Annotated in this window: 22 protein-coding genes; 9 read left to right on the top strand and 13 right to left on the bottom strand. The window is 36.5% G+C overall.

What is annotated here, in order from left to right:
* Positions 1 to 13 precede the first annotated feature (13 nt).
* Positions 14 to 1,705 (bottom strand): DUF6909 family protein, encoded by a 1,692-nt coding sequence (locus tag CQ022_RS14855; protein ID WP_105683121.1) that lies wholly within the window; start codon positions 1,703 to 1,705, stop codon positions 14 to 16.
* A 168-nt stretch (positions 1,706 to 1,873) separates the two neighbouring features.
* On the opposite strand from CQ022_RS14855, the gene CQ022_RS14850 reads away from it, so the two are divergent.
* The 4 genes from CQ022_RS14850 to CQ022_RS14835 all read left to right on the top strand — a co-directional run bounded on the left by CQ022_RS14850 (position 1,874) and on the right by CQ022_RS14835 (position 7,090).
* On the top strand, positions 1,874 to 3,199 hold the full coding sequence (locus CQ022_RS14850) for a hypothetical protein (RefSeq protein ID WP_105683120.1): 1,326 nt from the start codon (positions 1,874 to 1,876) through the stop codon (positions 3,197 to 3,199).
* Positions 3,189 to 3,593, top strand: coding sequence for a hypothetical protein (locus CQ022_RS14845; protein WP_105683119.1), 405 nt, complete (start codon positions 3,189 to 3,191; stop codon positions 3,591 to 3,593). The genes CQ022_RS14850 and CQ022_RS14845 overlap by 11 nt, the downstream gene beginning before the upstream one ends.
* A 251-nt stretch (positions 3,594 to 3,844) precedes the next feature.
* Positions 3,845 to 6,040, top strand: coding sequence for a glutamine synthetase III (locus CQ022_RS14840; RefSeq protein WP_105683118.1), 2,196 nt, complete (start codon positions 3,845 to 3,847; stop codon positions 6,038 to 6,040).
* Positions 6,041 to 6,379: 339 nt separating this feature from the next.
* On the top strand, positions 6,380 to 7,090 hold the full coding sequence (locus CQ022_RS14835) for a C40 family peptidase (protein WP_105683117.1): 711 nt from the start codon (positions 6,380 to 6,382) through the stop codon (positions 7,088 to 7,090).
* A gap of 148 nt (positions 7,091 to 7,238) precedes the next feature.
* On the opposite strand, the gene CQ022_RS14830 is transcribed toward CQ022_RS14835, so the two are convergent.
* The 6 genes from CQ022_RS14830 to CQ022_RS14805 all read right to left on the bottom strand — a co-directional run bounded on the left by CQ022_RS14830 (position 7,239) and on the right by CQ022_RS14805 (position 13,590).
* On the bottom strand, positions 7,239 to 7,814 hold the full coding sequence (locus CQ022_RS14830; protein ID WP_105683116.1) for a pentapeptide repeat-containing protein: 576 nt from the start codon (positions 7,812 to 7,814) through the stop codon (positions 7,239 to 7,241).
* 100 nt (positions 7,815 to 7,914) lie between these two features.
* Positions 7,915 to 9,144 (bottom strand): rod shape-determining protein RodA, encoded by a 1,230-nt coding sequence (gene rodA, locus CQ022_RS14825; RefSeq protein ID WP_105683115.1) that lies wholly within the window; start codon positions 9,142 to 9,144, stop codon positions 7,915 to 7,917.
* A complete protein-coding gene (locus CQ022_RS14820) occupies positions 9,141 to 11,186 on the bottom strand; it encodes a peptidoglycan D,D-transpeptidase FtsI family protein (RefSeq protein WP_105683114.1) in 2,046 nt (681 codons plus the stop codon). Before CQ022_RS14820 ends, rodA begins: the two co-directional genes overlap by 4 nt.
* Complete coding sequence (locus tag CQ022_RS14815) at positions 11,183 to 11,689, bottom strand: rod shape-determining protein MreD (RefSeq protein WP_105683113.1); 507 nt, start codon at positions 11,687 to 11,689, stop codon at positions 11,183 to 11,185. The genes CQ022_RS14820 and CQ022_RS14815 overlap by 4 nt, the downstream gene beginning before the upstream one ends.
* Entirely contained in the window at positions 11,682 to 12,536 is an 855-nt protein-coding gene (gene mreC, locus CQ022_RS14810) for a rod shape-determining protein MreC (protein WP_105683112.1), read from the bottom strand. Before mreC ends, CQ022_RS14815 begins: the two co-directional genes overlap by 8 nt.
* Positions 12,537 to 12,564: 28 nt before the next feature.
* Positions 12,565 to 13,590 carry a rod shape-determining protein gene (locus tag CQ022_RS14805; RefSeq protein ID WP_002982450.1) on the bottom strand — a complete coding sequence of 342 codons (1,026 nt, stop codon included), beginning with the start codon at positions 13,588 to 13,590 and terminating at the stop codon, positions 12,565 to 12,567.
* A gap of 415 nt (positions 13,591 to 14,005) precedes the next feature.
* Between CQ022_RS14805 and hemA the strand changes: the two genes are divergently transcribed.
* Genes hemA through hemE form a run of 4 tightly spaced genes read left to right on the top strand, consistent with a single transcriptional unit; the run spans position 14,006 to position 17,994 of the window.
* Positions 14,006 to 15,280 (top strand): glutamyl-tRNA reductase, encoded by a 1,275-nt coding sequence (gene hemA / locus CQ022_RS14800; RefSeq protein ID WP_105683111.1) that lies wholly within the window; start codon positions 14,006 to 14,008, stop codon positions 15,278 to 15,280.
* Positions 15,267 to 16,175, top strand: coding sequence for a hydroxymethylbilane synthase (gene hemC, locus CQ022_RS14795; RefSeq protein WP_105683110.1), 909 nt, complete (start codon positions 15,267 to 15,269; stop codon positions 16,173 to 16,175). The genes hemA and hemC overlap by 14 nt, the downstream gene beginning before the upstream one ends.
* A 56-nt stretch (positions 16,176 to 16,231) precedes the next feature.
* Complete coding sequence (locus CQ022_RS14790) at positions 16,232 to 16,915, top strand: uroporphyrinogen-III synthase (RefSeq protein ID WP_105683109.1); 684 nt, start codon at positions 16,232 to 16,234, stop codon at positions 16,913 to 16,915.
* A 47-nt stretch (positions 16,916 to 16,962) separates the two neighbouring features.
* Positions 16,963 to 17,994 carry a uroporphyrinogen decarboxylase gene (hemE, locus tag CQ022_RS14785; protein WP_047376227.1) on the top strand — a complete coding sequence of 344 codons (1,032 nt, stop codon included), beginning with the start codon at positions 16,963 to 16,965 and terminating at the stop codon, positions 17,992 to 17,994.
* 74 nt (positions 17,995 to 18,068) lie between these two features.
* Here hemE and CQ022_RS14780 read toward each other — a convergent pair whose 3' ends face one another.
* Positions 18,069 to 18,890 (bottom strand): T9SS-dependent choice-of-anchor J family protein, encoded by an 822-nt coding sequence (locus CQ022_RS14780; protein WP_105683108.1) that lies wholly within the window; start codon positions 18,888 to 18,890, stop codon positions 18,069 to 18,071.
* A gap of 150 nt (positions 18,891 to 19,040) precedes the next feature.
* Between CQ022_RS14780 and CQ022_RS14775 the strand changes: the two genes are divergently transcribed.
* A complete protein-coding gene (locus CQ022_RS14775; protein WP_105683107.1) occupies positions 19,041 to 19,166 on the top strand; it encodes a GNAT family acetyltransferase in 126 nt (41 codons plus the stop codon).
* Between the two features lie 58 nt (positions 19,167 to 19,224).
* Here the strand turns inward: CQ022_RS14775 and CQ022_RS14770 are convergent, their stop codons facing one another.
* The 5 genes from CQ022_RS14770 to CQ022_RS14750 form a co-directional block, all read right to left on the bottom strand.
* On the bottom strand, positions 19,225 to 20,445 hold the full coding sequence (locus CQ022_RS14770) for an aminotransferase class V-fold PLP-dependent enzyme (RefSeq protein ID WP_105683106.1): 1,221 nt from the start codon (positions 20,443 to 20,445) through the stop codon (positions 19,225 to 19,227).
* Between the two features lie 243 nt (positions 20,446 to 20,688).
* Positions 20,689 to 21,336, bottom strand: coding sequence for a 50S ribosomal protein L25/general stress protein Ctc (locus CQ022_RS14765; RefSeq protein ID WP_105683105.1), 648 nt, complete (start codon positions 21,334 to 21,336; stop codon positions 20,689 to 20,691).
* Positions 21,337 to 21,391: 55 nt separating this feature from the next.
* Positions 21,392 to 22,330 carry a ribose-phosphate pyrophosphokinase gene (locus CQ022_RS14760; protein ID WP_047380211.1) on the bottom strand — a complete coding sequence of 313 codons (939 nt, stop codon included), beginning with the start codon at positions 22,328 to 22,330 and terminating at the stop codon, positions 21,392 to 21,394.
* An 85-nt stretch (positions 22,331 to 22,415) separates the two neighbouring features.
* Positions 22,416 to 23,975, bottom strand: a complete 1,560-nt coding sequence (locus CQ022_RS14755) for a G-D-S-L family lipolytic protein (RefSeq protein ID WP_105683104.1) — start codon at positions 23,973 to 23,975, stop codon at positions 22,416 to 22,418.
* 12 nt (positions 23,976 to 23,987) lie between these two features.
* Positions 23,988 to 25,226, bottom strand: coding sequence for an OmpP1/FadL family transporter (locus CQ022_RS14750; RefSeq protein WP_105683103.1), 1,239 nt, complete (start codon positions 25,224 to 25,226; stop codon positions 23,988 to 23,990).
* Between the last annotated feature and the right edge of the window lie 109 nt (positions 25,227 to 25,335).

The following is a 25,335-nucleotide window of genomic DNA, read 5'->3' as shown; positions in this document are numbered from 1 at the left end:
AATGAAAATATAATTATTTTTTAGTGGAAACTTCTTTCTTTCCACTTCTTAAAATCTTTTCAAGGATTCTTAAAGTGATCAGATAGGTTGGTTTTACTCCTGTAAGACCTAAGCCTCCTGAAGACAGTGTACTTCCTGTTTCCAGCGGATTATCCGATGCATAATAAGCATACATTACAAACAGATCCGGTGAAATGTGATGTCTGATTTTAGAGGCTACCTGAATGGCTTTCTGATAATGTGCTCCTTCCATTTCAAGACCAATAGCCTTCCATGAAGTATTCATAAAGTAAGAAAGGATATCTTTATTCTGAAGAGAAGTTCCTAAAACAGTAATCATTGGTCCTTCAAAAGCTTTCAGTTCATCATCGTTGAAATCTTCCAGCTTTAAAGCATTTTCAAAAGGATAGTTATCTGCTGTTCCTTCAAAAATATGAGAAGTAGGAATCATAATATCTCCTTTTTCTCCGGTAAGGATACCTGCTTTCCCCATAATGGAAACAGATTTTACATGCATCATATACACTTCACCTTTATGCTCAAAAGGTCTAAGTAACTCATCCATTACTTCGAACGCCTGTTCACCGAATGCATAATCAAAAACCATCACCACATCATCTCCTCCGAACTTGCAATCAGCAAATGGTGTATTCTTCAGGTCTGTTTTGCTGAGGTCTATAATCTGAACATCAATATTGCTCCCGCTTTTGTCACCAATATGAATCATCCCTTCATCCAAAGCATATTTCAATACCTTATCACGAAGTTCTTTTTTGTTTGAAATTTCTTCGTACAGTTTGTAATCAATTTCATGATGCTGCTTCTTTTTAAGGGCATTATTGGCATACAGCATATTTTTCACCGAATGCATATTGGCAGAAATAATATGTAACGGACGCATGTGAAGATTGTTTTCAAATAAAACCTCTTTCACTTTGTTGGCCCATTTTTCTCCAAAATAATGGTGTCCTACTCTTTCTTTTAATATAGAACTGAAATGAATTTCTCTTTCTCTGCTTCCTTTTGCATCATCAAGACTTACTTTTCCTAAGTTGTAAATGATTTTAAACAAACGGTCAGGATTTTGATCGTCACCAAAAGTATTGTAAGCCCTTAAAGTTTCATCAAAAGATCTTCCTATTAAAGAAGAAAGATGGATAAGCGCCACTTCTTTTTCTTTTCTGCTGAATTTCTTTTCTCCTTTTACTACTTCTTCAATGATTTTGAAGGCGCGTGTAGGCTTCCAGTTTTCATCCTGAATGAATGCCAGGTTACGGATTTTATCTGCTTCTATAAAAAGGAAGGTAAGGTGGGTAAGAATGTCATAAATTTCGGAACGGCCCAAAAGAACCTCAATATTCATCTGGTGTTCGTCTATTCTATAACAGTTTCTTCTTCTTTTCTTGGGAACAATGGGTTCGAAACTTCCTTTATCAAACCCTTCATCAGATGTAAGATGAATAAAAGCACATTCTTCAATTCCTTCCGGAAGTCTGTCCAGTACATACATCAAGCCGTCAAGCTCCAGTTTGCTTGGAATATTCATGGTTCCATAAATTTCCGGATTGATGGTCTTTAACAAACTTCTGATACTCTCTCCTGAAACTCCACCCGGCTTGAAAAATCCTCTATAAAATAAATGTCTCATAGAGATGTATAGTCTTTCAATAGCCTCTGTTGTTTCTCTTGCTCTAGAATTTGTCATAAAATAAATTTCACACAAATATACAAAATCTTTGCCCATTTTATTTTAACTGTCTTTTAACAAGTCGTTTAAAACATATGCTTCAGACTAATGAATATTTGTTTTAATACGTCGAGATTTGGCGTCTGCTAAGGCTAAGTTTGCCATAATCACACTAAACATATACAGATGAGCTATCCAAAAAGATTAGGATTACATACGCAATATCCATCGATGAGTATTTCAAATATTACACAACAGGAAATATTAACAGTAAAAGACAGGGAGGAAGATGATTTTCTTTATCTCAATAAAACAGAACTTAATACGGTAAAAGCTCTTTTTCAGATTCGTAATGCAAATTATTACAGAAAACATATTAAGCCCATTCAATTATCTGATTATTCCACAGATATTTTCCCTAAAGAAAGGGTCTTTATTATAGGAAAAATATTTCCGGTAATCAATATTCTTTTCAACTACGCAGGAGTAAAAGATGTGGAACAAAATGTCAATCCGCTTGTTATAGAAATTGTAGAAGGAGCTTCTAAGGTAAAATATTTTGATTCCGCCATTCATCATTCAAAATATATTAATATTGATGGAGGTAAAATTAAAATACTTCTTCCAAAAAATTATATTGGCAATAACTTTCCTCAATTGATGTATGATTTCCTAACCAACAAAAATTCTGTAGAAAAATATATTGGAGGAGAATTTCCTGATTACGAAACTTATCAACTTGCTTTACGAAACAAAGCGATAAAAATACAAGACTGGAAAGGACAGGATGGTTCATGGCTGACAAAAGACAGGGCAGAAAACAATGATACCTGGAGAAGAGCTTATTCTTATATTATTGAGCACAAAATACCTGGAAGACTTGCTCCTTTTAAACAAATTTATGATTTTTACGAGGGTGTAGACTGGAATATTAAGAACCGTTTCGGGCATGAAGTAAAGTGGTGCAAAGGAGCTAAAGGACTGGTAAAAGCATTATCGAACTCACTGGAAGGAGGAAATAGCTTTTTAGCCAATGATGTTGAAACTATTCTCAATGAATTAAATTTAGGTATTTGTGATTTTGCCATAACCAAATTTCATGAGCTGATGTATGGACAATATGCTAAAACTCCTTTAAAAGGCGACGCGGCCTATACTTGGGATAAAGAATTTATCCAACATGAACAAGGGGTTGTAGCCCCGCCCATTTATGGAAAAACGAGTTCATCAACTATATCCAGATTCCAGAATATGGCAGACAAAGACCCTTTCGGCGGATGGCATGGAGCCGGAGCTCAGGCAATTAGTTGGTTTAACGACATTGTTCCGGCATTTGATGATTTTACACCTAATGCTAAAGTAACAGATTCACAATTCAGGATAGATTTACCATTATTAATGCTATATTTATCAAAGCATAAACCAAAGTGGTATGGATTTAAAGGCAAATTACATTCAGATGGAACTGTAAATAATGAAATTGTAAAAATTATTAAACCTTATGAAAAGTAAATTAAATAGAATTTCTCTTTTTTGGAAAATATGGATTTGTCATATCTTTATATACTTTCCTATTAGAGCTTTATTTTTTTTGTTTCAGCTTGATGAAGCACCAGATTTCACTCAAATTGTTAAATCAATTCTGATTTCTCCTTTTGCCGGAATATATGGATTATTTGATAAGTTCCCTCTGGTAATCCTCCTTCAAATGCTGGTCATGTTTTTTATAAATGCAGTTATTTCTTCTAAAAAAATACTACCTTATCTCTTGATAACTTTTGCAACTCATATCTTATTCTATGCATTTGATATTTATGACATGGATTATTTTAAGCCTTTTCTCTATTCATTTTTTATTTTTCTGCCGATCTTTTTATTTATTTTCAGGAAAAATCTCAAGAATTAGTTTAAATAATTGTAAATTTAATTCGATATATATAGGAAGACAGCAAATACAATCTTTTTTGCACCGCCTAGGCAATTGACGTTCTTATTTTACAATTGTTTTTAAACAGAAAACACAAAACACCCTGTTAAAAAACACCAAACAATCGTTTAAATTGCATAAATTTTCAAAAGACCCCTAAAATTTTTAGGGTTAAAATATTTTCGATTCATTTTTTTTGTAAATTTGCCCTGTAAAAAATCAACCCAATTATGTCAACCTTAAGATTCAAAGCATTAGAAACCCTTCCATTTAAGGATTTCAGAAAAGACAACTCTGTTGAGATCCCTGCGAAATTATCAGAGCTATTCTGTAAAAATGTTTTCTCAGAAGAAACCATGAGAGAATATTTAACGAAAGAAGCATTCGGTTCTATCATGGATGCGATTAAAAAAGGAACTAAGATCCAGAGACATATTGCAGACCAGGTAGCTGTAGCAATGAAAGACTGGGCAATGAGCAAAGGTGTAACACACTATACTCACTGGTTTCAGCCTTTAACAGGTACTACTGCAGAAAAGCACGATTCTTTCTTCACTCCGATTGAAGGAGGCAGAGCTATTGAAAGATTCAGTGGAAACATGCTTATCCAGCAGGAGCCTGACGCATCGTCTTTCCCTAACGGAGGTATCAGAAATACTTTTGAAGCAAGAGGTTATACAGCTTGGGATCCTACATCTCCGGCATTCATTATGGGAACTACATTATGCATCCCTTCAATCTTTATCTCTTATACAGGAGAAACATTGGATTATAAAGCACCTCTTTTAAGAGCTTTGAGTGCTGTAGATGAAGCGGCAACAAATGTAATGCAGTATTTTGACAAAAACGTAACGAAAGTAACGCCTACTTTGGGTTGGGAGCAGGAATATTTTCTTGTTGATTCAGCATTATACCAATCACGTCCGGATCTTGTATTAACAGGTAAGACATTGTTAGGACATTCTCCGGCAAAAGGTCAGCAGCTGGACGACCACTATTTCGGTTCTATTCCTACAAGAGTAATGAACTTCATGAAAGAGCTGGAAATCGAGTGTATGAAATTAGGTATTCCTGCTACAACAAGACACAATGAGGTGGCACCTAACCAGTTTGAGCTTGCGCCAATGTTTGAAGAAGTAAACGTTGCTGTAGACCACAACTCTTTGTTGATGGACATCATGGCAAGAGTAGCTCACAAACACCACTTCCACATCCTTTTCCACGAAAAACCATTCGCTGGAGTAAACGGAAGCGGAAAACACAACAACTGGTCTTTAGCAACAGATACTGGAGAAAACCTGTTAAGCCCAGGAAAAAATCCAAAGAAAAACTTACAGTTCTTAACATTCTTTGTTAACACCATCAAAGCAGTTCATGAATATGCAGACCTTTTAAGAGCAAGTATCGCTTCTGCAAGCAATGACCACAGACTTGGGGCTAACGAAGCTCCACCGGCAATTATTTCCGTATTCATCGGAAGTCAGTTGTTCAGCGTATTGGAAGAACTTGAAAAAGTAACCAACGGAAAATTATCTCCGGAAGAGAAAACAGAATTAAAATTAAATGTAGTTGGAAAAATTCCTGAAATCCTGTTAGATAATACAGACAGAAACAGAACTTCTCCATTTGCATTTACAGGAAATAAATTTGAAATCAGAGCGGTAGGTTCTTCTGCAAACTGCGCAGAGTCTATGACTGTAATGAACACCATTGCAGCAAAACAGTTAAATGATTTCAAGAAAGAAGTTGATGCTTTAATTGAAACAGGTCTTAAGAAAGATGAAGCCATCTTCAATGTATTGAGAGAATACATCAAGCAGTGTAAAAACATTATGTTTGAAGGTGATGGATATTCTGATGACTGGGCAAAAGAAGCTAAGAAAAGAGGATTAAACAACCTTAAAACAACTCCTGAAGCTTTAAAGCAGGAAATGGACAAGAAATTCTTAGATCTATATGAAGAGATGGGAATCTTTAACCACAGAGAAGTTGAAGCAAGAAATGAAATTAAATTAGAGAAATACTCTACTGTTATTGATATTGAGGCAAGAGTTTTAGGTGATATCGCAAGAAACCACATTATTCCTTCTGCATTAAACTATCAGAACAGATTAATTGAAAACGTAAAAGGTCTTAAAGAAATCTTTGGTGATAAAGAATTCAAAACTTTAGCAAAAGAACAAATGAGTTTAATTACAAGCATTTCTGAAAATGTTTCTAAAATTAAGCTTGGTGTTGAAGATCTTTTGAAAGCCAGAGAAACCGCAAAAAGTACATCAGACAGCCAAAAACAGGCAGAAAGCTATTGTAATAAAGTAAAACCATTATTCGATCCAATCAGAGAAGCTTCTGATGCACTGGAAATGATGGTAGACGATGAGCTTTGGCCGATGACAAAATACAGAGAAATGTTGTTTACAAAATAACGTCCTGTAAAGTTCCATATTAGTTTAAATTCCTCGGTTTTCCGGGGAATTTTTTTGTTTTATTAACAGTCCTGAAAATTAGAGTTTTAAATCACAGAACCTGATATATAGAAGAAAGTCGATAGAGTTTGTTAAAGAATCTTAATAAAAAAAACCGCACACTTACCAAAAATAGGCCGTTGCGGTTTATTTTTCTTTAACATATGTAAATTATATGTTAAAATGTGTTAAAATAAGATCCTGACAATTATCATATCAGGGGTCTTTTACTCGGAATCTCTACTTTTGTATTGCTTTTGAAAATAAATATTCCTTTTTAACACGGATAATCAAATATATATGAAGAAAAGAGTTTTGTTTTATTTAGTTGCTTTAGTTACTACAGTTTCATTGCAATCGTGTGCTACAAATTATGTGGTTTCAAAACCAGCAACTTACACAAAAGAATACAAAACAGATGCCAAACTAGCTTCTATAGATAACAAAAAAATAGAGCAGGATAAGCAAAGACTTATCGACTCTTTCCTTGCTGAAAAGGCAGCATCTATCGCTAGTGCTAAAAAAGCAGTTAAGAATTCTGAGATTGCAAAAGCAATCAAACATAATAAAACCATTGACGGTATCCTTGAAGAAGCTGAAACATACCTTGGGACTCCTTACAGATACGGAGGGACAACCAGAAACGGTATCGATTGTTCAGCTTTTGTTCTTTCTGTATTCGGAGCAGCAGCAGGGCTTAGCTTACCAAGAGTAGCAGCATCTCAGGCTCAGGAAGGTGAAAGAGTAGAAAAAGGAGAACTACAGAAGGGAGATTTGATTTTCTTCTCTCACGGAAGAAGAATTTCTCACGTAGGTATTGTAGAAAGTGTTTCTGAAGAGGGTGAGATTAAATTTATCCACGCAGCAACATCAAAAGGAGTAATGATTTCTTCACTGAATGATTCTTATTGGGGTCCTAAGTTCAGATTTGCTAAGAGAGTGATCAACGAAGAAGGAGAAAATTATAACAACTTAGCAGCGACTACTCCAGCTACACCAGCAAATTTTTAATTTTATAAATAATTGATTTAAATAATGAAGCCATCAGAATTCTGATGGCTTTTTTATATGTGCTGTTTACATTAAGTCTTGGCTAAAGCCCATTCCTGTCGAATGAATTTCTATTTATTTTAGATGTGTTATTCCACAATTACCGATATCAGCCATTCTTATCAATTTCAATATCCAGTTTATAGAGCAGTCCATAGATTTCAGAAAGCGAAAATCTGGCCTTTTTAAGCCTGTTTAAAGCCGGATCTATTGAATAGTTAACCGATGTACGGAAATCTGCTTTTTCAAGGTTTGTACTATCGAAAACAGCGCCCGAAAAATCGCAGTGAGTGAAGACTGCATTTGACAGATCACATTCAGTAAAATCCACCTCTATTAATTTGGTATTTTTAAAGACAGTCTTCTTAATGGAAGTTTGATAAAAAACTGAATTATTTAAAGCACTTCCATCAAACGTGAAAGATAATCCAAAAGCATTACAATCATTAAACTGAAGTCCAAACATTTTACATTCTTTGAAAACTACCTCATGGAAGGCCGTTTTGACAAGCTTTATCATGCTTAGATTACAATCTGTAAATTCACAGTCTGTAAAACTGAAACCGGATAGATTTCCGTATTCAAAATTACAGTTTCTGAATGTACAGTTTTCATATTCTCCTTTTTGTAATTGGGTAAGATCAATATTTTCAAAATCCTGATCCAGGACATAAGCATCTTTCATTTTTTTACGATTTATAGAACGACAATATACTCCGCAATCTGCAGATGGGTAAAGAAGAAGTATTACCTTTTCGCGATTTTATATTTTCGCTTCAAAGATATTACACCAGGCTATTCTTATCCGAATAATTAAGTTTAAAGAAAATAAATGTCATCATGGAGAAGGCCAGTAAAGAACTTCCTCCATAACTGAAATACGGGAGAGGAATCCCAACTGTTGGGAAAAGCCCCATAACCATACCTAAATTGATCGAAAAGTGCATCAGCAGAATCGAGGCAAAGCAATACCCGAATACACGGTTAAAAGTAGATTTCTGTTTCTCTGCCAGATAATATATTCTTCCAATATAGACCATGTAGCATAAAATAAGAATTGCGCTTCCTAAAAAGCCCCATTCTTCTCCTACTGTACAAAAGATATAATCTGTTTCCTGTTCAGGTACAAATTTCCCCTGGGTAACAGATCCTTCACGGTATCCTTTTCCCCAAAGACCACCGGATCCGATAGCTGTTTTGGAATATAACAGATTGTATCCTGAAGTATCTCTAAATGCCTTTTCACCTTTGTAAAGAACCTCAATTCTTTCTCTTTGGTGTTTAGGAAGTTTTTCTAAAATATAAGGAGATCCGAAAGCCAGACCGCACAATAAAAGAATGGAACCGGTAATTCCTGAAATAGAGATTACATCCCATGACATTTTATGATAATTCATGGCAATAAGAACCCCTGCAATAAGCAAAACCGCTATGGCAACATAAACGGGAGGAACCGCTAATGCAATCAGAAAAACTCCGGCGAAAATAAATCCAATACCAAATAAAAGACCACTCAGTCCTTCTCTGTACAAAGCAATAAAAAACGCTATAAATACGAGCATGGAACCCACATCAGGAATGGCCAGAACGACTGCCGCAGGAATTCCTATAACAGCAAGGGCAGTCCAAATAGATTTTTTATTTTTAATATTAAAATCCGGGCTTGAAACAAAATTAGCCAGCATCAAAGCAGTTCCAATTTTTGCAAACTCCACGGGCTGCATGGTAAAACTTCCAAACTTATACCAGTTCTTTTGCCCCAGAATTTCTTTACCAAACGGGAAAAGCCCTATCAATAACAAAACTCCTCCAATGTAAATAATCCCGGCCATATTCTCAAAGAATTTGCTTCTCCCAACGAATATAATAAGCCCGACAAATACAGAAATACAGAAAAAAACCAATTGCTTCTCTCCTAGTTTCTGGTCTACACTGTAGATGTTTGCAATCGCAAAAATGCAAAGCAGGAAATACAGCCCAAGGCCCAGTTTATCTATTCCTTCTGTCCATTTCATTGCTTCACAGGTTTTTTAGCAGTGTTATTTTTTTTAGCTTCCTCTTCTATTTTCTTTTGCAGTTTAGCTTTTTGTTGCTTTACCAACTCCAGACTATCCTTAATTCTTTTCTGTTTAATGGAATCAGGTTTAGGATCCACATACAAACCTTTACGCTTCAAATCAGCAATCCATTGCCTTTTATATTCAGGCATGAAACTCGAGGTAATCATTTTCTTATAAAGATTTTCTCTTTTCAGATCACCTGTAATATATTTTTCAGCAATCACTGTACAAGCCGGGCCAGCCCACGTAGCTCCAAATCCAGCATGTTCCATTACTGCTACTACGACAATTTTTGGTTTATCAGCAGGAGCAATCAATACAAAGATAGAATTATCCTTTCCTTGGGGAACCTGTGCTGTACCTGTTTTGGCTAATTGCGTAAAATCATTCGATTTCAAACCTCTTGCTGTTCCTCTCAAAACTACAGCTTCCATCCCTTTCAGAACTGGTTCAAAATGTTTTGGATCTACTAACGTTTTATGTTTAACCTTGAATCTTGAATCAGGATTGGGCTTTCCATCGATAGCTTTTACAATGTGAGGGGTATAATACCATCCTCTGTTAGCAATAGCGGCCACATAATTGGCAAGCTGAATAGGTGTTACCAAAACATCACCCTGCCCCATTCCATTATAAATAGCACCGGTTGACATTTCGTCCCAGTTGGTAAAATCCTTTCTCTGGGAGCCACTTGCCTTCATGATGGCTTTAAATCTTTTTTCGTAAAAATCTCCGGAAGGGATTCTTCCTTTTGCTCCAACAGCAAAATCATTATTTAAAAACTCACCCACCCCAAAACTACTCATGATTTTTTTCCATTCATCAACACCTTTAGAAGGATTTCCCGGGTATTTTTTGATGATGGCAATAAATGCATAGGTAAAGAAACAGTTACTGGAAACCTGAATAGAAGGAATTAACGGATCAGCGCCACCATGTCCTTTAATTCTTTTGCCTTTATAGAAGAATCCTCCTCCACAAGGAAAGATTGTTTTTTCATCCATTACTCCCATTTGCATGGCCGCAAGTGCTGTCAGCAATTTGAAAGTTGATCCCGGGGGATATCCTGCCTGTAAAGAACGGTCAAAAGTAGGTTTATTCTCGTAAAGAGTATCTTTTGAAAGGGCGTATAAATTTTTTGATTTATAAGGTCCGGTGAAAAGGTTCGGATCAATATCCGGTCCTGTTGCCGCCACTAATACTTCCCCATTATTAGGATCTAAAGCTACAATAGCACCATGTTTGTTGACAAGCATTTCTTCAGCTGTTCTCTGAAGATCATAATCAATGGTTAAGGTAATATCTTTACCTGTAATCACATCTTTATCTAAAGATCCGTTTTTATAGGAACCGATATTTCTGAGCCTGATATCTTTTTGAATATATTTTATCCCTTTTACTCCTCTAAGTTCTTTTTCGTAGGATTTTTCAACTCCTGTTTTCCCGATAAAATCTCCCGGTAAATAGTAGACAGAATCTTTTTTAATATCTCTTTCGTTCACCTCACTGGTATATCCCAGAAGGTTTCCGGATGTGGAGACTTCATACTGACGCTGAGGTCTTGATACAATATTGAATGCGGGATACTTAAAAATAATTTCCTGAACTCTTGCAATATCTTCCCTGCTGAGATCTTTAATGAAGGTCATCGGGGTCAGCTTCGAATAATATTTCTCCTTTTTGATAATATTGACTCTATTGATAAAATCCTGTTTTGTAATTTTCATCAAACTACAAAAAGCCAGTGTATCAAAATCAGGTTTCATCAAAGCCTGAGTAAATGAAATTTCATAAGCAGGCTGATTACCTACCATGATTTTACCATTTCTATCAAAAATAACTCCACGCTGTGGAATAACATATTCTGTTTTAATGGAGGTATTCGCAGCATTCAATGCATAACGGTCTGTAAACAATTGCAAATACGCAAGCCTCACCACAAAAATAAGTGCGATGGTAACGAGGATCGAAAAGATTTTTAAATAACGTGTGTTCAAACTTTTTGTTTGATTTTAAATATTAATGCGTAAATGACTATAAAGATAAATGAAATTACACTTGTCACCAACACATTAAATAATATTTCAAAAAACCTGCTAAACTTAAAGAACTCGATATACTGTAATAAAAGTTGATGCAGGAAAATACTTGAAAATAAAAACAGCAAAAACTGCGCCCATTGAAGGGACTGAAAAGAGAAAAAATCCGTAGAAGTATCCGTAGAAGTTCTAAAGATCAACGTTCTGAAATAGGCAATCAGCGTTGTTGCAAACGCATTAATTCCCCACGTATTAAGAAAACCATCAATAGACAGTCCTATTAAAAAGCTCAATGCCAGGAACTGAAATTTATTTCTGAAAAATGGATAAAACATGACAAACACAGGATATAATACCGGAGTATATTTTCCGAAAAGCGTAATCCTGTTCAATACAAAAATTTGTAATGCAACAAGAAAGATCATGATCAATATATCGGTAAATAAAGTTCTGCTAATCATTTTCTTTTTTTATTACAGCCTGCATAGTGTCCTGAATCTTCTGCACTTCTGCTTTCTTAAGATTCTTCACTACATACACTTTATTCAATGCTCCCATTTTCTCACTCAGCTCTACGGAAATATCCCAGAAACCGGTTTTATTATCCACAGAATATCCTGCAATGGTACCAATGGTTACACCCTTAGGAAAAATAGCAGATTTACCATCTGTAACGACCGTATCTCCTACTTTTAAGGCTACATATTTAGGGATATCCGCAAGGTGCATGACCCTTGAGTTATCTCCATTCCACGTTAAGGTACCAAAATATCCTGAGTTTTTAAGTGCTGCATTAATTCTGATCTTGTTGACACTTAACACGGATTGAACTAATGCATAACTATCTGTAGAATTGATTACAATTCCCGCAACACCTCTTGGCGCCATTACCCCCATTTGAGGGAAGACACCGTCTCTTCGGCCACGGTTAATGGTAAAATAGTTATTTCTTCTGTTGATACTGTTGAAAACAATTTCACCATCAACAAAAGTATAGATCTGCCCTCCACCAATGGTATCATGAACTCTTTTGAAAACAGGATTTTTCTCTCCGTCTTTTCCATAGAGTTCAGTCATAAGGGCTTTATTCTGAACCACAAGATCTTCATTGATCTGTTTTAGCTTCAGATAAGAAACTCCTTCATCAATATATCCGGAAACCCAGGAATTGAAAGCAGCCGTTTGGCCTGCAATCCAGGATCTCTGCATGGCATTTCTAGAGAATATCAAAACCAGAGCAATAATTTGCAGGAATATAAAGAAGACGAAAAGAGTATTCTTCGAAAATAATCTCAGCAAAAATCCCATTCAGATATAAAGTCGTAAAAAGTTAAAATTATTTAATTAAGAAATTGAACTTATCCATATTCTTAAGGGCAATCCCTGTTCCGCGAACTACAGCTCTCAACGGATCTTCAGCAACAAATACAGGAAGGCCTGTTTTTTTGTGAATTCTGTCCGCAAGACCTCTTAATAGCGCTCCTCCTCCGGCAAGATAAATACCTGTTTTGTAAATATCAGCTGCCAATTCCGGTGGAGTAAGAGAAAGAGTTTCCATTACAGCATCCTCGATTCTGATGATCGATTTGTCTAATGCACGGGCAATCTCTTTGTATCCAACCATAATTTCTTTAGGTTTACCGGTGATAAGGTCTCTACCCTGTACCGGGATGTCCTCGATATCTACATCAAGATCTTCTACTGCAGAACCTACTTCAATTTTGATTCTTTCAGCTGTTCTTTCTCCGATATAAAGGTTATGGTGAGTTCTTAAGTAATAAGCAATATCGTTGGTAAATACGTCTCCGGCAATCTTCACAGATTTATCACATACGATTCCTCCTAAAGCTACTACAGCAATTTCCGTAGTACCACCACCTATGTCGATGATCATATTTCCTTCAGGCTTTTGTACGTCAATACCTACCCCAATTGCAGCAGCCATTGGTTCGTAGATCAATCGTACTTCTTTTGCGTTTACTTTCTGAGCAGAGTCTCTTACTGCTCTTTTTTCAACTTCAGTGATACCAGAAGGAATACAGATTACGATTCGTAATGCCGGTTGAATGAATTTACCTTTGATTCCAGGAATTTTCTTGATGAATTCCTTGATCATATGCTCAGAAGCATGGAAATCAGCAATAACCCCGTCTTTCAAAGGACGGATAGTCTTGATATCCTCGTGAGTTTTACCCTGCATATGCTTGGCTTGCTCTCCGACGGCAATCGGCTTACCCGATGAACGCTCAATTGCAACAATTGAAGGTTGATCTATAACAATTTTATTATTATGGATGATTAGGGTATTAGCAGTTCCAAGGTCTATCGCAATTTCTTGCGTAAACATATCAAATAAACTCATATTTTTCTTCTGATTTTAAGTTTACAAAGATATAAATTTAACACTACTAAAGAAATTTCCCACCAACTTAATTTGGTTAAAATTTTATTAAAATTTATAATTCTTTATTAACTTTCAATTTAGACATTTACAGAGTTTGATTTCAACTAAAATTCAAGGGATGTTAAAAGGGTTGAAAAGCGAAATCGCAAAAGGGCAGAAAGACTAAGAAAGCAGAGGATTCTGATGGGAATAAAGCTAAAAAATTCAAACGAAAAATAATTCGGACTTTGCTTACAAGGTAATTTTGTCATTTTACCGTTTTGCATTTCTTCCATCAACTCCTTTCCTTCTCCTTTTATAGTTTTTTACGATAATTATCATATACACTTTCAGAGAATGGTTAATTAAAAAAATCGTAAATTTGCGACTGCTTATGTTACAGTATTCCAACATTCATCGAACGTCAAATTTTGCCGTGCTTTCAATAAGCTACGAGAAAGCCGACGTAGAAACGAGAGGAAAGTTTGCATTCTTTGATGAGAACATCAAAAACTTTGTTTCCAGAGTCCATCAGGAAGATCTTGGTGATGCATTTGTGGTTTCCACCTGTAACAGGACCGAAATCTACACCACTTCCCCCAATTACCTTTTGGTGGCTGAAGAGTATTGTAAAACCATCGGAGTACATCTTACAGATTTTCTTCAGTTTGCCAATATTCTTACCAAAGAGGAAGCTCTTATTCACCTTTTCAGAGTAGCCGCGGGTCTTGAAAGTCAGATTATCGGAGATTTTGAAATCATCGGACAGATCAAAAAAGCATACAACCGTTTCAAAAAAGAGAGACAAAATTCTAATCCTTATCTGGAAAGAGCAATCAATGCAGCCATTCAGATTTCGAAAAGAATAAAAAATGAAACCGGCATTTCCAATGGAGCGGCTTCTGTTTCTTATGCAGCGGTTCATTATATTTTAAACAGCCAGAAAAGGATTGCAGAAAAAAACATCCTTCTTCTCGGCGTAGGTGAGATTGGGCAGAATACCGTTGAAAATCTGGTAAAGCATGTCTTTCAGCCGAAAATTAAAATTGCCAACAGAACTCAGGAGAAAGCTGAAAAGATTTCCCAGAAATATAATATTCCTCACGTTGATTATTCTGATTTTGACAAGGAATTAAAAAACACCGATATTCTTATTGTAGCAACAGGAGCCAAACATCCTATTATCAACCAGTCTCATTTCCCGAACGGAAAAGAAACACTGGTGATTGATCTTTCGATCCCTCATAACGTTGAAAAGAATGTTACCGAAAATGAAAATGTAACTCTGATTGATGTGGATGAGCTTTCAAAACAGATCCAGGAAACGATTCAACAGCGGGAAAGAGAAATTCCAAAAGCTGAAAAAATCATTAAGGAACTGATGAAAGACTTTATTGAATGGGAGAAAAAGAGAAAGTTGGCACCCAATATTCATCACTTCAAAGCGGTTCTGAAGAATATGGAACGCAACGAAATGCATAATTTTTATAGAAAGAATAAATACATAAACATCACGGACATGGAACTTTCTGACAAAATGATCCAGAAAATCACCAACCGTTTTGCAAAATATATCATCGACAATCCTTTAAAAGCCGAAGAAATTAGTAAATTAATGCACGAAATATTAGTTGAACAACCAAACAACGAATTCAATGAAAAGCATTAGAATCGGAACGAGAAATTCCGCACTTGCACTTTGGCAGGCTAGAGAGGTTGCGAGGCACCTTCAGAACAACAATTATTTAACGGAAATTGTTCCTATCGTTTCTTCCGGCGATAAGAATCTTAATCAGCCACTCTATTCTTTAGGAATCACCGGGGTTTTCACAAGAGACCTTGATATTGCCTTATTGAATAACGAGATTGACATTGCCGTACATTCTTTAAAAGACGTTCCTACTCAATTGCCTCAGAATATTGAGATGATCGCTTATCTGGAAAGAGATTATCCACAAGACATTCTGATCAGAAAGGAATCAGCAAGAAACAAAGAATTCCATGAGCTTAAGCTTGCCACCAGCAGTTTAAGAAGAAGAGCTTTCTGGCTGAGAAATTATCCGACTACTGATTTTTCAGATATCCGTGGGAATATTCAAACCAGACTTCAAAAACTGGAAGACGGAGATTTTGATGCCACCATTCTATCTTTGGCAGGTATCAAAAGAATGAAAATGGAAATTGATTATGAAATGCTTCCATTAATGATTTGCGCTCCATCCCAAGGGGTAATTTCCGTAGCCGGACATACTGACAAACCGGAGATCAACGAAATTGTAAGCCAGATCAACCACGAGCAGACTCAGATCTGTGTAGAAATTGAAAGAAACTTCCTGAGTACTTTAGAAGGAGGCTGTACTGCACCTATCGGAGCATTTGCAGAAATCATCGGCGACCAGATTCGTTTCAAAGCAGCACTTTGCTCTTTAGACGGGAAAAACTGCATTGCTGTGGATGAAAACTTCGTGTATACTCCGGAAGAAAATTTTGGAGAAAAGTTCGCAAAAGTGGTTCTTGAAAACGGAGGGAAAGAATTAATGGCAGAAATCAAAAGCCAGATCTGATATTTCAGATTGTAAATTCCTTTCGCAGCTCTTTTCATCTTCTTAATTTTACAGACATGAAAATCTTATTTACCAAAAATATAGACCCAACGATTATATCCAAAGAATTAGGAGAGGATATTTCGGTCGACTGTGTTGAGGTAATTAAGACGAAGCCTATTATGATCAGTCCTTTTGATCTGAAAAATTATTCTCTGATTTTCACCAGTGTGAATGGAGTGATTTCATTTTTCAAAAACAGGTTTAAGCCCAATGAGAATTTTACGGCAAAAAACTACAACAAGATCTATTGTGTGGGTGAAAAAACGAAGAGGGAATTAAGAAAACATGGCTTTGGAACCTTTAAGGTGTTGAAAAATGCCGAGACTCTTTCCAGATTTATTATCGGGAAATGCCAGCACGAACAGTTTCTTCACTTCTGCGGCAATCTTGCCATCAATGTCCTGGATCAGGAACTTCCTTTACAAAACATTAAGTACAAAAAAGTTACGATATACAATACTGAGGAAACTCATCCTTTAATAAATGAAAAATATCATGCTGCAGTATTTTTTAGTCCGAGCGGAGTTCGTAGTTTTGCAAGGCGAAATTCTCTGGAAGGGATGAAACTTTTTTCCATAGGCGAAACCACTTCCGGTGAGCTGAGAAATTATACGCAGGACGAAATTTTCACTTCTGAAGAAAATACATTGACCTCCATCTTTGCATTGATCAGAAAAGAAATCAGAAGTAGAATTTAGAATATCTGTTACCAAAATACTGCCGGTAATATTAGTTAAAATTGATTATGATAAAGAACGACCTATATTTAAAAGCACTTCGCGGAGAAACCGTTGAAAGACCTCCTGTCTGGATGATGAGGCAGGCTGGAAGATATCTGCCGGAATTCATTGCCTTAAGAGACCAATATGATTTCTTTACAAGATGTCAGACTCCTGAGCTTGCCGCTGAGATCACTCTACAGCCTATCCGCAGATTTCCTTTGGATGCTGCGATTCTGTTTTCTGATATCCTGGTAGTGCCACAGGCAATGGGAATTGATTTCAAAATGAAAGAATCCGTTGGTCCTTGGCTGGATACTCCTATCAGAACTATGGAACAGGTTCAGAATATTGAAACTCCGGATGTGAATGATACTTTAGGCTACGTTTTTGATGCTATTGAACTGACGCTACAGAAACTGGACAATGACATTCCATTGATTGGTTTTGCAGGTTCTCCATGGACTATCCTTTGCTATTGCGTAGAAGGAAAAGGAAGTAAAGCTTTTGATATTGCGAAATCTTTCTGTTTCCAACAACCTGAAGCAGCTCATTTATTATTGCAAAAAATTACAGATACTACCATTGCTTATTTAAAGAGAAAAGTAGAAAAGGGAGTTTCTGCAGTACAGGTTTTCGATTCATGGGGAGGAATGCTTTCTCCTACAGATTATCAGGAATTCTCATGGCAGTATATTAATCAGATTGTTGAAGCATTAAGTCCGCTTACTCACGTTGTTGTCTTTGGAAAAGGATGTTGGTTTGCACTGGAAGACATGACAATGTCTAAAGCTTCTGCTCTTGGGGTAGACTGGACTATTAAGCCGGAATTCGCAAGAACACTGACCAATCATACAATGACGCTACAAGGAAACTTTGATCCTGCCAGGCTTCACTCAACACCTGAAACGATCAAGAAAATGGTGAACGAAATGATCAACCGTTTTGGAAAAGACAGATATATCGCCAACTTAGGTCACGGAATTTTACCTAATGTTCCTGTTGAAAATGCTGAAGCATTCATCAGAGCGGTGGTTGACTGGAAGCCGAATTTATAAAATTATTTCTTTTTGAAAATACAAAAAACCTTATAGAATGTTCTATAAGGTTTTTTTGTTCCTTTTTTCAATGATTATTCCTTCATTATTTTCCTCTTAACAATTTTCCCATCATGATTAATGATTATTATAATATAGACTCCTTTGGGCAGATCTGATACATCATAAGAATCTGATCCCTTACTAAATATCTTCACCAGCTTCCCTGACTGATCAACCACAGAAATCTTTTCAACCTTATTTTGAGAGCTTTGTTTAATATAAAGATTTCCCTTAACCGGATTTGGGTATACCTCTATATGGTCAGCATATGAAACCTCTGAAGTTGCCAAAATACCACTCGTAATCATCACATTATCTACTACAACACCGTAAGAATAGTCTCCGGCATCATCATAAACAAATCTGAGTTTAAAAGCCGCATTAGCATAGGGTGTCAGATCTATATTTGCAGCAGTATCATAACTTGTTACTACAAATGTAAAGGTGTTAAAATCAAGATCCCACACTCCTGCGTCACCTGAAAAAGTAAAAACCTGAATCCAGGAAGTTCCATTGAAAACTTCAACTTTTAAAGTAGAATCCAGATTATCAATCATATTAGCATAATTAAACGACAGCTTTGGGTTTACTACTCCGGTAAGGTTAATTACAGGAGAAATCAGTCTGGCATTCGTATTAATCCCGGTTGGCCCCGCATCATCATCATCAAAAAAAGCTGCCCCATCGGGAAAGCCTGCGAAACCATTCTGTGAACCCACATTCCAGTTAAAAGAGTTATCCGGATTCTCTACCGTCCACCCGGTTGGCAAAGTATTACCGTTGAAGTTTTCAGAAAAAATCTGTGCATTACATAAACCACAAATGGACAAAAATAGAATAAATAGCTTTTTCATAATAAAATATTTGATGTTTATATAAAATTAGCGAATTATATTTCATAAAAAATAATTATACACAAAATAAATACATTATATATATTTTAAAAAGAATGAGAATTTTATCTATAATTTATACCTTTATGTTTAAACTTTAAATCACATCCTATGAAAAAACTAAACAAAGAAAGAATGAAAAGCATTATAGCGGGAGGAGAAATCTGCCTTGAATGCGCCATCGGATATTATCAGGTTATTATTGATGGCCGATGCTATTGTGTTCCAATAGACTAATAAAAAAAGCAGCTATTAAGCTGCTTTTTAATTTATATCTTAAAGAATATCGTATTGATTAACTCAACATTCTTTGTGCTTTCTTAACTCCTTCTACCAGGATATCAATCTCTTCAAAAGTATTATACACCGCAAAACTTGCTCTTACCGTTCCGGCAATATTAAAGAAGTTCATGATCGGTTGTGTACAGTGGTGGCCTGTTCTTACAGCAATTCCCATTTTATCAAGGATCATTCCTACATCAGAGGCTATACCCACTCCTTCCAGATTAAAGGAAACAACCCCGGTTCTCTTTGCTTTTTCACCATAGATCTTAATTCCTTCTATTTCCAAAAGCTGTCTTTGAGCATAGTCTAATAAAGCATTTTCATGATTCTGAATATGAGTATGCCCTACTCTGTTCATAAAATCAACAGCAGCACCTAAGGCAATATTTCCTCCTACATTGGGTGTTCCTGCTTCATATTTAAAAGGAAGACCAGCATAGGTAGTTCCTTCGAAAGAACAGGTTGCAATCATCTCTCCTCCTCCGTGAAACGGTGGCAATGCTTCTAATATTTCTCGTTTCCCATATAAAATCCCTGTTCCCATAGGAGCATACATTTTATGGCCTGAGAATACAAAGAAGTCACAATCCAGCTTCTGAACATCAATATTGAAATGCGGAGCAGACTGAGCCCCGTCAATAACGATGTAAGCATCTGTATTCTTTCTTGTTTTTGCAATAATCTCTTCTACAGGATTCACAATTCCCAATGCATTGGAAACCTGATTCACAGAAACAACCTTTGTTTTTTCGTTTAAAAACTGGTCAAAATGGTCCATCTGAAGAATTCCGTTTTCATCAATAGGAATAACGCGAAGTTTAGCTCCGGTTCTTTCACAAAGCATCTGCCATGGAACAATATTAGAATGGTGTTCCAGATATGAAATGATGATCTCATCATCTTTCTGCAGTTTCTGTGTTAAAATATAAGCGATAAGGTTCAGCCCTTCTGTTGTTCCTTTTGTAAAGATGACTTCAAAATCATGTTCAGCATTGATGAATTTCTGGATTTTTCTTCTTGAAAGCTCCATTTCTTCTGTTGCCAACTGGCTTAGCGTATGAATTCCTCTGTGAACATTGGCATTAAGTTCTGTATAATATGCGTGACAGACTTCCAAAACTGAATTTGGTTTTTGAGATGTAGCTGCATTATCCAGATAAACCAAAGGCTTACCGTTCACTTCTCTGTCCAATATAGAAAACTGGCTTCTTATTTCCTGAATGTCAAACATTTATTTATATTTTAAATTAAAACGTTCTTATTTAGAACTCTTCAAATTTACGGCTTTTTTTCTGAAAGGAAGCATAGGGTTAAAGCCTGATACTTGTCAGCTGATAGAAATATTCGATAGCTCAAGGTGAAGAAAGTCGATAAAGCAAAAAACTTTATAGAAGAGTGCTTGTTCCTCAAATAATGCAAATAAAAAACCTGCCAATACATTGACAGGTTTTTATATTGTTTAAATAAGCAATTCTTATTCTGCTGCAGTTTCAGCTGCTGCTTCAGGAGCTGCACCTTCTTCAGTTGCAACTTCTTCTTCATCTTCATCATCCATTGCTGCTGCACCTCCTTTCATTGCATTTCTAGACATCTTAACAGCAACTACTACTGCATTGTCCGGGTGCATGAAAGAATATCCTTCTGTTTTGATACCACCGATGTAAAGTTTGTTACCAATTCTTAATGGAGTAACATCTACAACGATTTCGTCAGGTAGGTTAGCAGGGATAGCTTTTACTTTTAGTTTTCTGAAAGACTGACGTAAAACACCACCAGCTACAACACCTTTTGAACGTCCAGTAATTCTTACAGGAACCTCCATAACTACTGGCTTATCGTCAGATAGTTGATAGAAGTCTACGTGAAGAATTTTGTCAGTGATTGGGTGAAACTGAATGTCCTGAAGAACAGCTGGAATTGTTTTTCCGTCAACCTCAATAGATACCGTGTGTGCTTCAGGAGTGTATACTAATCCTTTAAAAGCTTTCTCTTCAGCAGAGAAGTTTAAAGGAGCTTCACCTCCATAAACAACACAAGGAACTAATTCAGCATCACGTAAAGCTTTTGTAGACTTTTTGCCCACGTTTTCTCTTTTTGTACCTTGAATTGTAATAGATTTCATTTATAATAAATTTAAAAAATTATTCTTATTTAATTTGCAAATTGCTAAAAATCAATTAAATAACAAACTTACTGCTAATTGATTTATGCTCATGAACCATGGTCATAACATCTGCAAATAATGGGGCGCAAGATAGCACTTTTATTTTAGATGACAAATTATTTTTAACAGGAATTGAGTCAGTTACAATAACTTCCAAGAGTTTTGAGTTCTCAATATTATCATAAGCCTTACCTGAAAGCACTCCGTGCGTTGCCATAGCTCTTACTGTTTTCGCTCCTTTTTCGATTAGGATATCTGCTGCTTTACAAAGGGTACCTGCAGTGTCTATCATATCATCAATAAGGATTACATTCTTACCTGTAACATCACCAATAAGGAACATTTCTTCCACAACGTTTGCCTTTTTTCTTTCCTTATAAGCAATTACTACTTCAGCACCTAAGTGTCCTGCATAGTTTTTAGCTCTTTTCGCACCTCCCATATCCGGAGAAGCAATGGTAAGATTATCAAGATTCAGAGATCTGATATAATCTACGAAAATAGAAGAAGCATACAGGTGATCTACCGGGATTTCAAAGAACCCTTGAATCTGATCTGCGTGAAGATCCATTGTCATTACTCTTGTTGCTCCTGCTGCTGTAAGAAGGTTGGCAACTAACTTCGCACCGATCGGCGCTCTTGGTTTGTCTTTTCTGTCCTGTCTGGCAAGTCCGAAGTAAGGAATTACTACGGTAATGCTCTTTGCAGAAGCTCTTTTCGCTGCATCAATCATTAGAAGAAGCTCTAAAAGATTGTCTGCAGGAGGGAATGTAGATCCAATCAGGAAAACTCTTCCTCCTCTTACAGATTCGTCCAAAACAGGCTCAAATTCCCCGTCGCTGAACTCCTGAAAGTTGATTTTTCCTAATTCTTTCCCATAATTCTGGGCAATTTTCTCTGCCAAGTCCCTGCTGGTTCTTGTACAAAATAGATAACTTAACTGATCGGCCATTTTTACTTTTTAAAAGATTTTGCAAATTTAAAAAAAAACCACAAGATTTACTCCTGTGGTTTCTAAGTTTTTATTTCATCAATTATTAAGGGAATTTAACTCCTGAATATTTGTTCGGATCTACCTGTGGAAGTGTAGATTTATATTTCGCATTGATAGACTTAATAAATTCGTTAGCAACGACACCATATCCGCGGCCTGTAAGGTGAACTCCATCTAGTGAGAACGCTCCTCCTCTAACAAATGTAGCAGTATATTTTACTCCGTCAAATACGATTCCTGACTGTGAATTCAGTTCAAGCATCTTCGCATTAGCATCTACAAATGCAAGCCCATAAGAATCAGCAAGCCCTTTTATAGAAGCATTATATGCAGTAGTTGCTGTTTTTACGTAGCCAGCTTCCGTTTTCGTTAATACATGTTGGTTTTGTAATGGATAAGAAATTCCATAAATATTTACAGGTGAAGGAACTCCTGCAGCAGTACTTCCAATCACAGAACTTGTAGTAAGCAAAATATAATCATCCACTGTAGCTTGTCTTGCCTGGCCAAAGATTTGTCCAAAAGCTGTAGCTGTAGGCAATCCTAAAGAAGGAGTAAGCGCCGCGGTAAGCTGAGCTGAAAGATCTGTCAGCGCAACATCTTTAATTAAAACAGGATTTGGACCTGTAGCGGAAAGTAAATTAATTCTATCCCCAGCCCCAAAAGCCGTAAGAGCCTGCTTTAAAGGACCATACAAACTTGTGTTAAGAGTTGTCAGATTTGAACCTAAAAGAGCTGGTGTCAAAGGATTATAAGGCACCGTAGTAAAGAAAGGAACAGAAGTAACAGAAGGGATATTAGCAATAACACCTTTTGTTGTTCCCACACTTTTAAGACCATCTAAAACCGCCTTAATAGATCCGGCCAAAAGTGCAGGATCAGAGATATCATTTGATTTATAAGTTGTAGGATTCGTATTCCCGGTCTGAACCGTAGCAGCAGTATATGTTGTAACACCTCCTACAGTCTGGGAGTTTGTTCCTCCGTTTGTTGCATATGATAACACATCATTATTTCCTATCCAAAGGGAAAAGAATGTTGCCTTCTGAGCCATAGCATCCGCCAATACACTTGTTGTAGCAGAAGAAGCAAACCTTACAAAATAAGGGTTAGCTGTTCCTGTTAGAAGCCCAGCCTGACTACCATATCCGGGAGCCACTAAATGGAATGACTTAGCACCAGGTACTCCCATATTATTATAAGAACCACCACCTGATAATACATCTAGTGGAGCAGCAGCTCCGCTTGGCACTGGAGATAAAGATCCGTTAACAACCTGAAGAGTCAATTTTCCAGGAAAACCCGGAAGATTGTTAAACCCTCCTATGTCATTAGGCATCAATGGTTGTTTAAAGTCTCCTCCCCCTGCAAGTTTCATCTGTGCAGCGATCATACTTGGATAAGATTCATTTTGGCCACTGCTGTACAGCGCACCATCACGATATCCTGAAGTAAGAGAGTTTCCTAACGATATATATTTTGAAAAATCAGCATCTCCTTTTGTTACCTGGATATCTTTCACATCCGTATCGAAATCCGTATTACAGCTTACTGTAAAAAGAAGTGCAGAAACTGCAATTGTCGATATTATAATTTTTTTCATAGTCTTCTAAAATTAAAATGGATTATAAGATAAACCTAGACCTAGGTAGAATGCTGTTGCTTTTGACTGTCCGTAGAAACCTAAGTTAGCATTATCTACATTTCTGTATTGAGGCATTGCATACCCCCCGGCAATATCCACTCCGAATTGTTTCAGCTTGATACCTATCCCTCCGGTAACCACATAAGTATCATATGAAGGTGTTTCCGGAATGAAGTTATCTGTTGTATAAGGTGCTTCATCATAATAAGCTCCCAAACGTCCATAGATCATATTGGTGAATGCATACTGAGTTCCCAATCTGAAAGTTTTGGAGTTTTTGAAATTCTTAGGATTGGTAAGAATAGTAGGATCCGATGGATTGTTTCCAATAGGAGCATTCTCGAAATCTAAAGTAAGTTTGCTGTATCTCTCCCATCCATGATAGTTAAAGTCTGCAGAAACCTGCCATTTCGGTGTCACTTTATAAGTTAAACCAATGGTATATTCTTCCACCAACGGAAGTGTTGCAGAGAACCCATCCTGTCCGGCAGCATTTAGTTTCAACTGATTATAGATAGATTGAGAAGGGAACTGGAAAGTAGCTGTACCATTCTTAGCTTTCATATCTATTGCTGAACGGTAAGCAATACTTACATCTAATTTCGGATCAGGTCTGAAGTAGAAACCGAAACCATATCCGTGTCCGCTTGCTTTTTTATCATTGATATTTACCTGCCCTCCAAATTGTGTTACTGCTTTATCCCAATCTACAACTCCTTTTGCATAGATATAGCTGGCACCAAAAGATACCCATGGAGCTAGTTTTACAGAAACCATTGGTTGGAAGTAGAAACTTTTCAGTTCTAATTTCTGAACCATTTCTTTACCTTCCCAGTCATTCGGCCACTTAATTGTACTTCCAAAAGGCGTTGTTACACTAAGACCTACGGTAAGCTTTTCTATCGGTCTATAAGTAATCGCGGCATAGAAAGGAGTTCCTACAGGGTTATCTGTCTCTGTACTTTGTAAAGTATTGAAGTTTTGAAAAGTAACCTTGTTACTTGCTGCAAATCCTCCTGCCACTACACTCAGTTTGGAAGGGATAAATGACATACCCGCTGGGTTAAAAAATGTCACACTCGCGTCTTCGGCATGAGCACTAGTATGCGCCATTGCCAATTGTTTTACCCCTTGCAGGGAAACTCTGAAGCCTCCTGCGTAAGATAGAACTCCCGCCAATAAAGCAGTTGATACTAATATTTTTTTCATAGACTATTATTATATAAGCCAAATATAAAATTATTTTGAATACGTCTGTTAATATTTGCCAATATTTTAAACATTATCCTAAAAGAAAACTATGTTTAAAATAACACCT

The organism is Chryseobacterium culicis (assembly GCF_002979755.1).
Classification (GTDB): domain Bacteria; phylum Bacteroidota; class Bacteroidia; order Flavobacteriales; family Weeksellaceae; genus Chryseobacterium; species Chryseobacterium culicis_A.
This window is presented reverse-complemented; position numbering and strand designations above follow the sequence as displayed.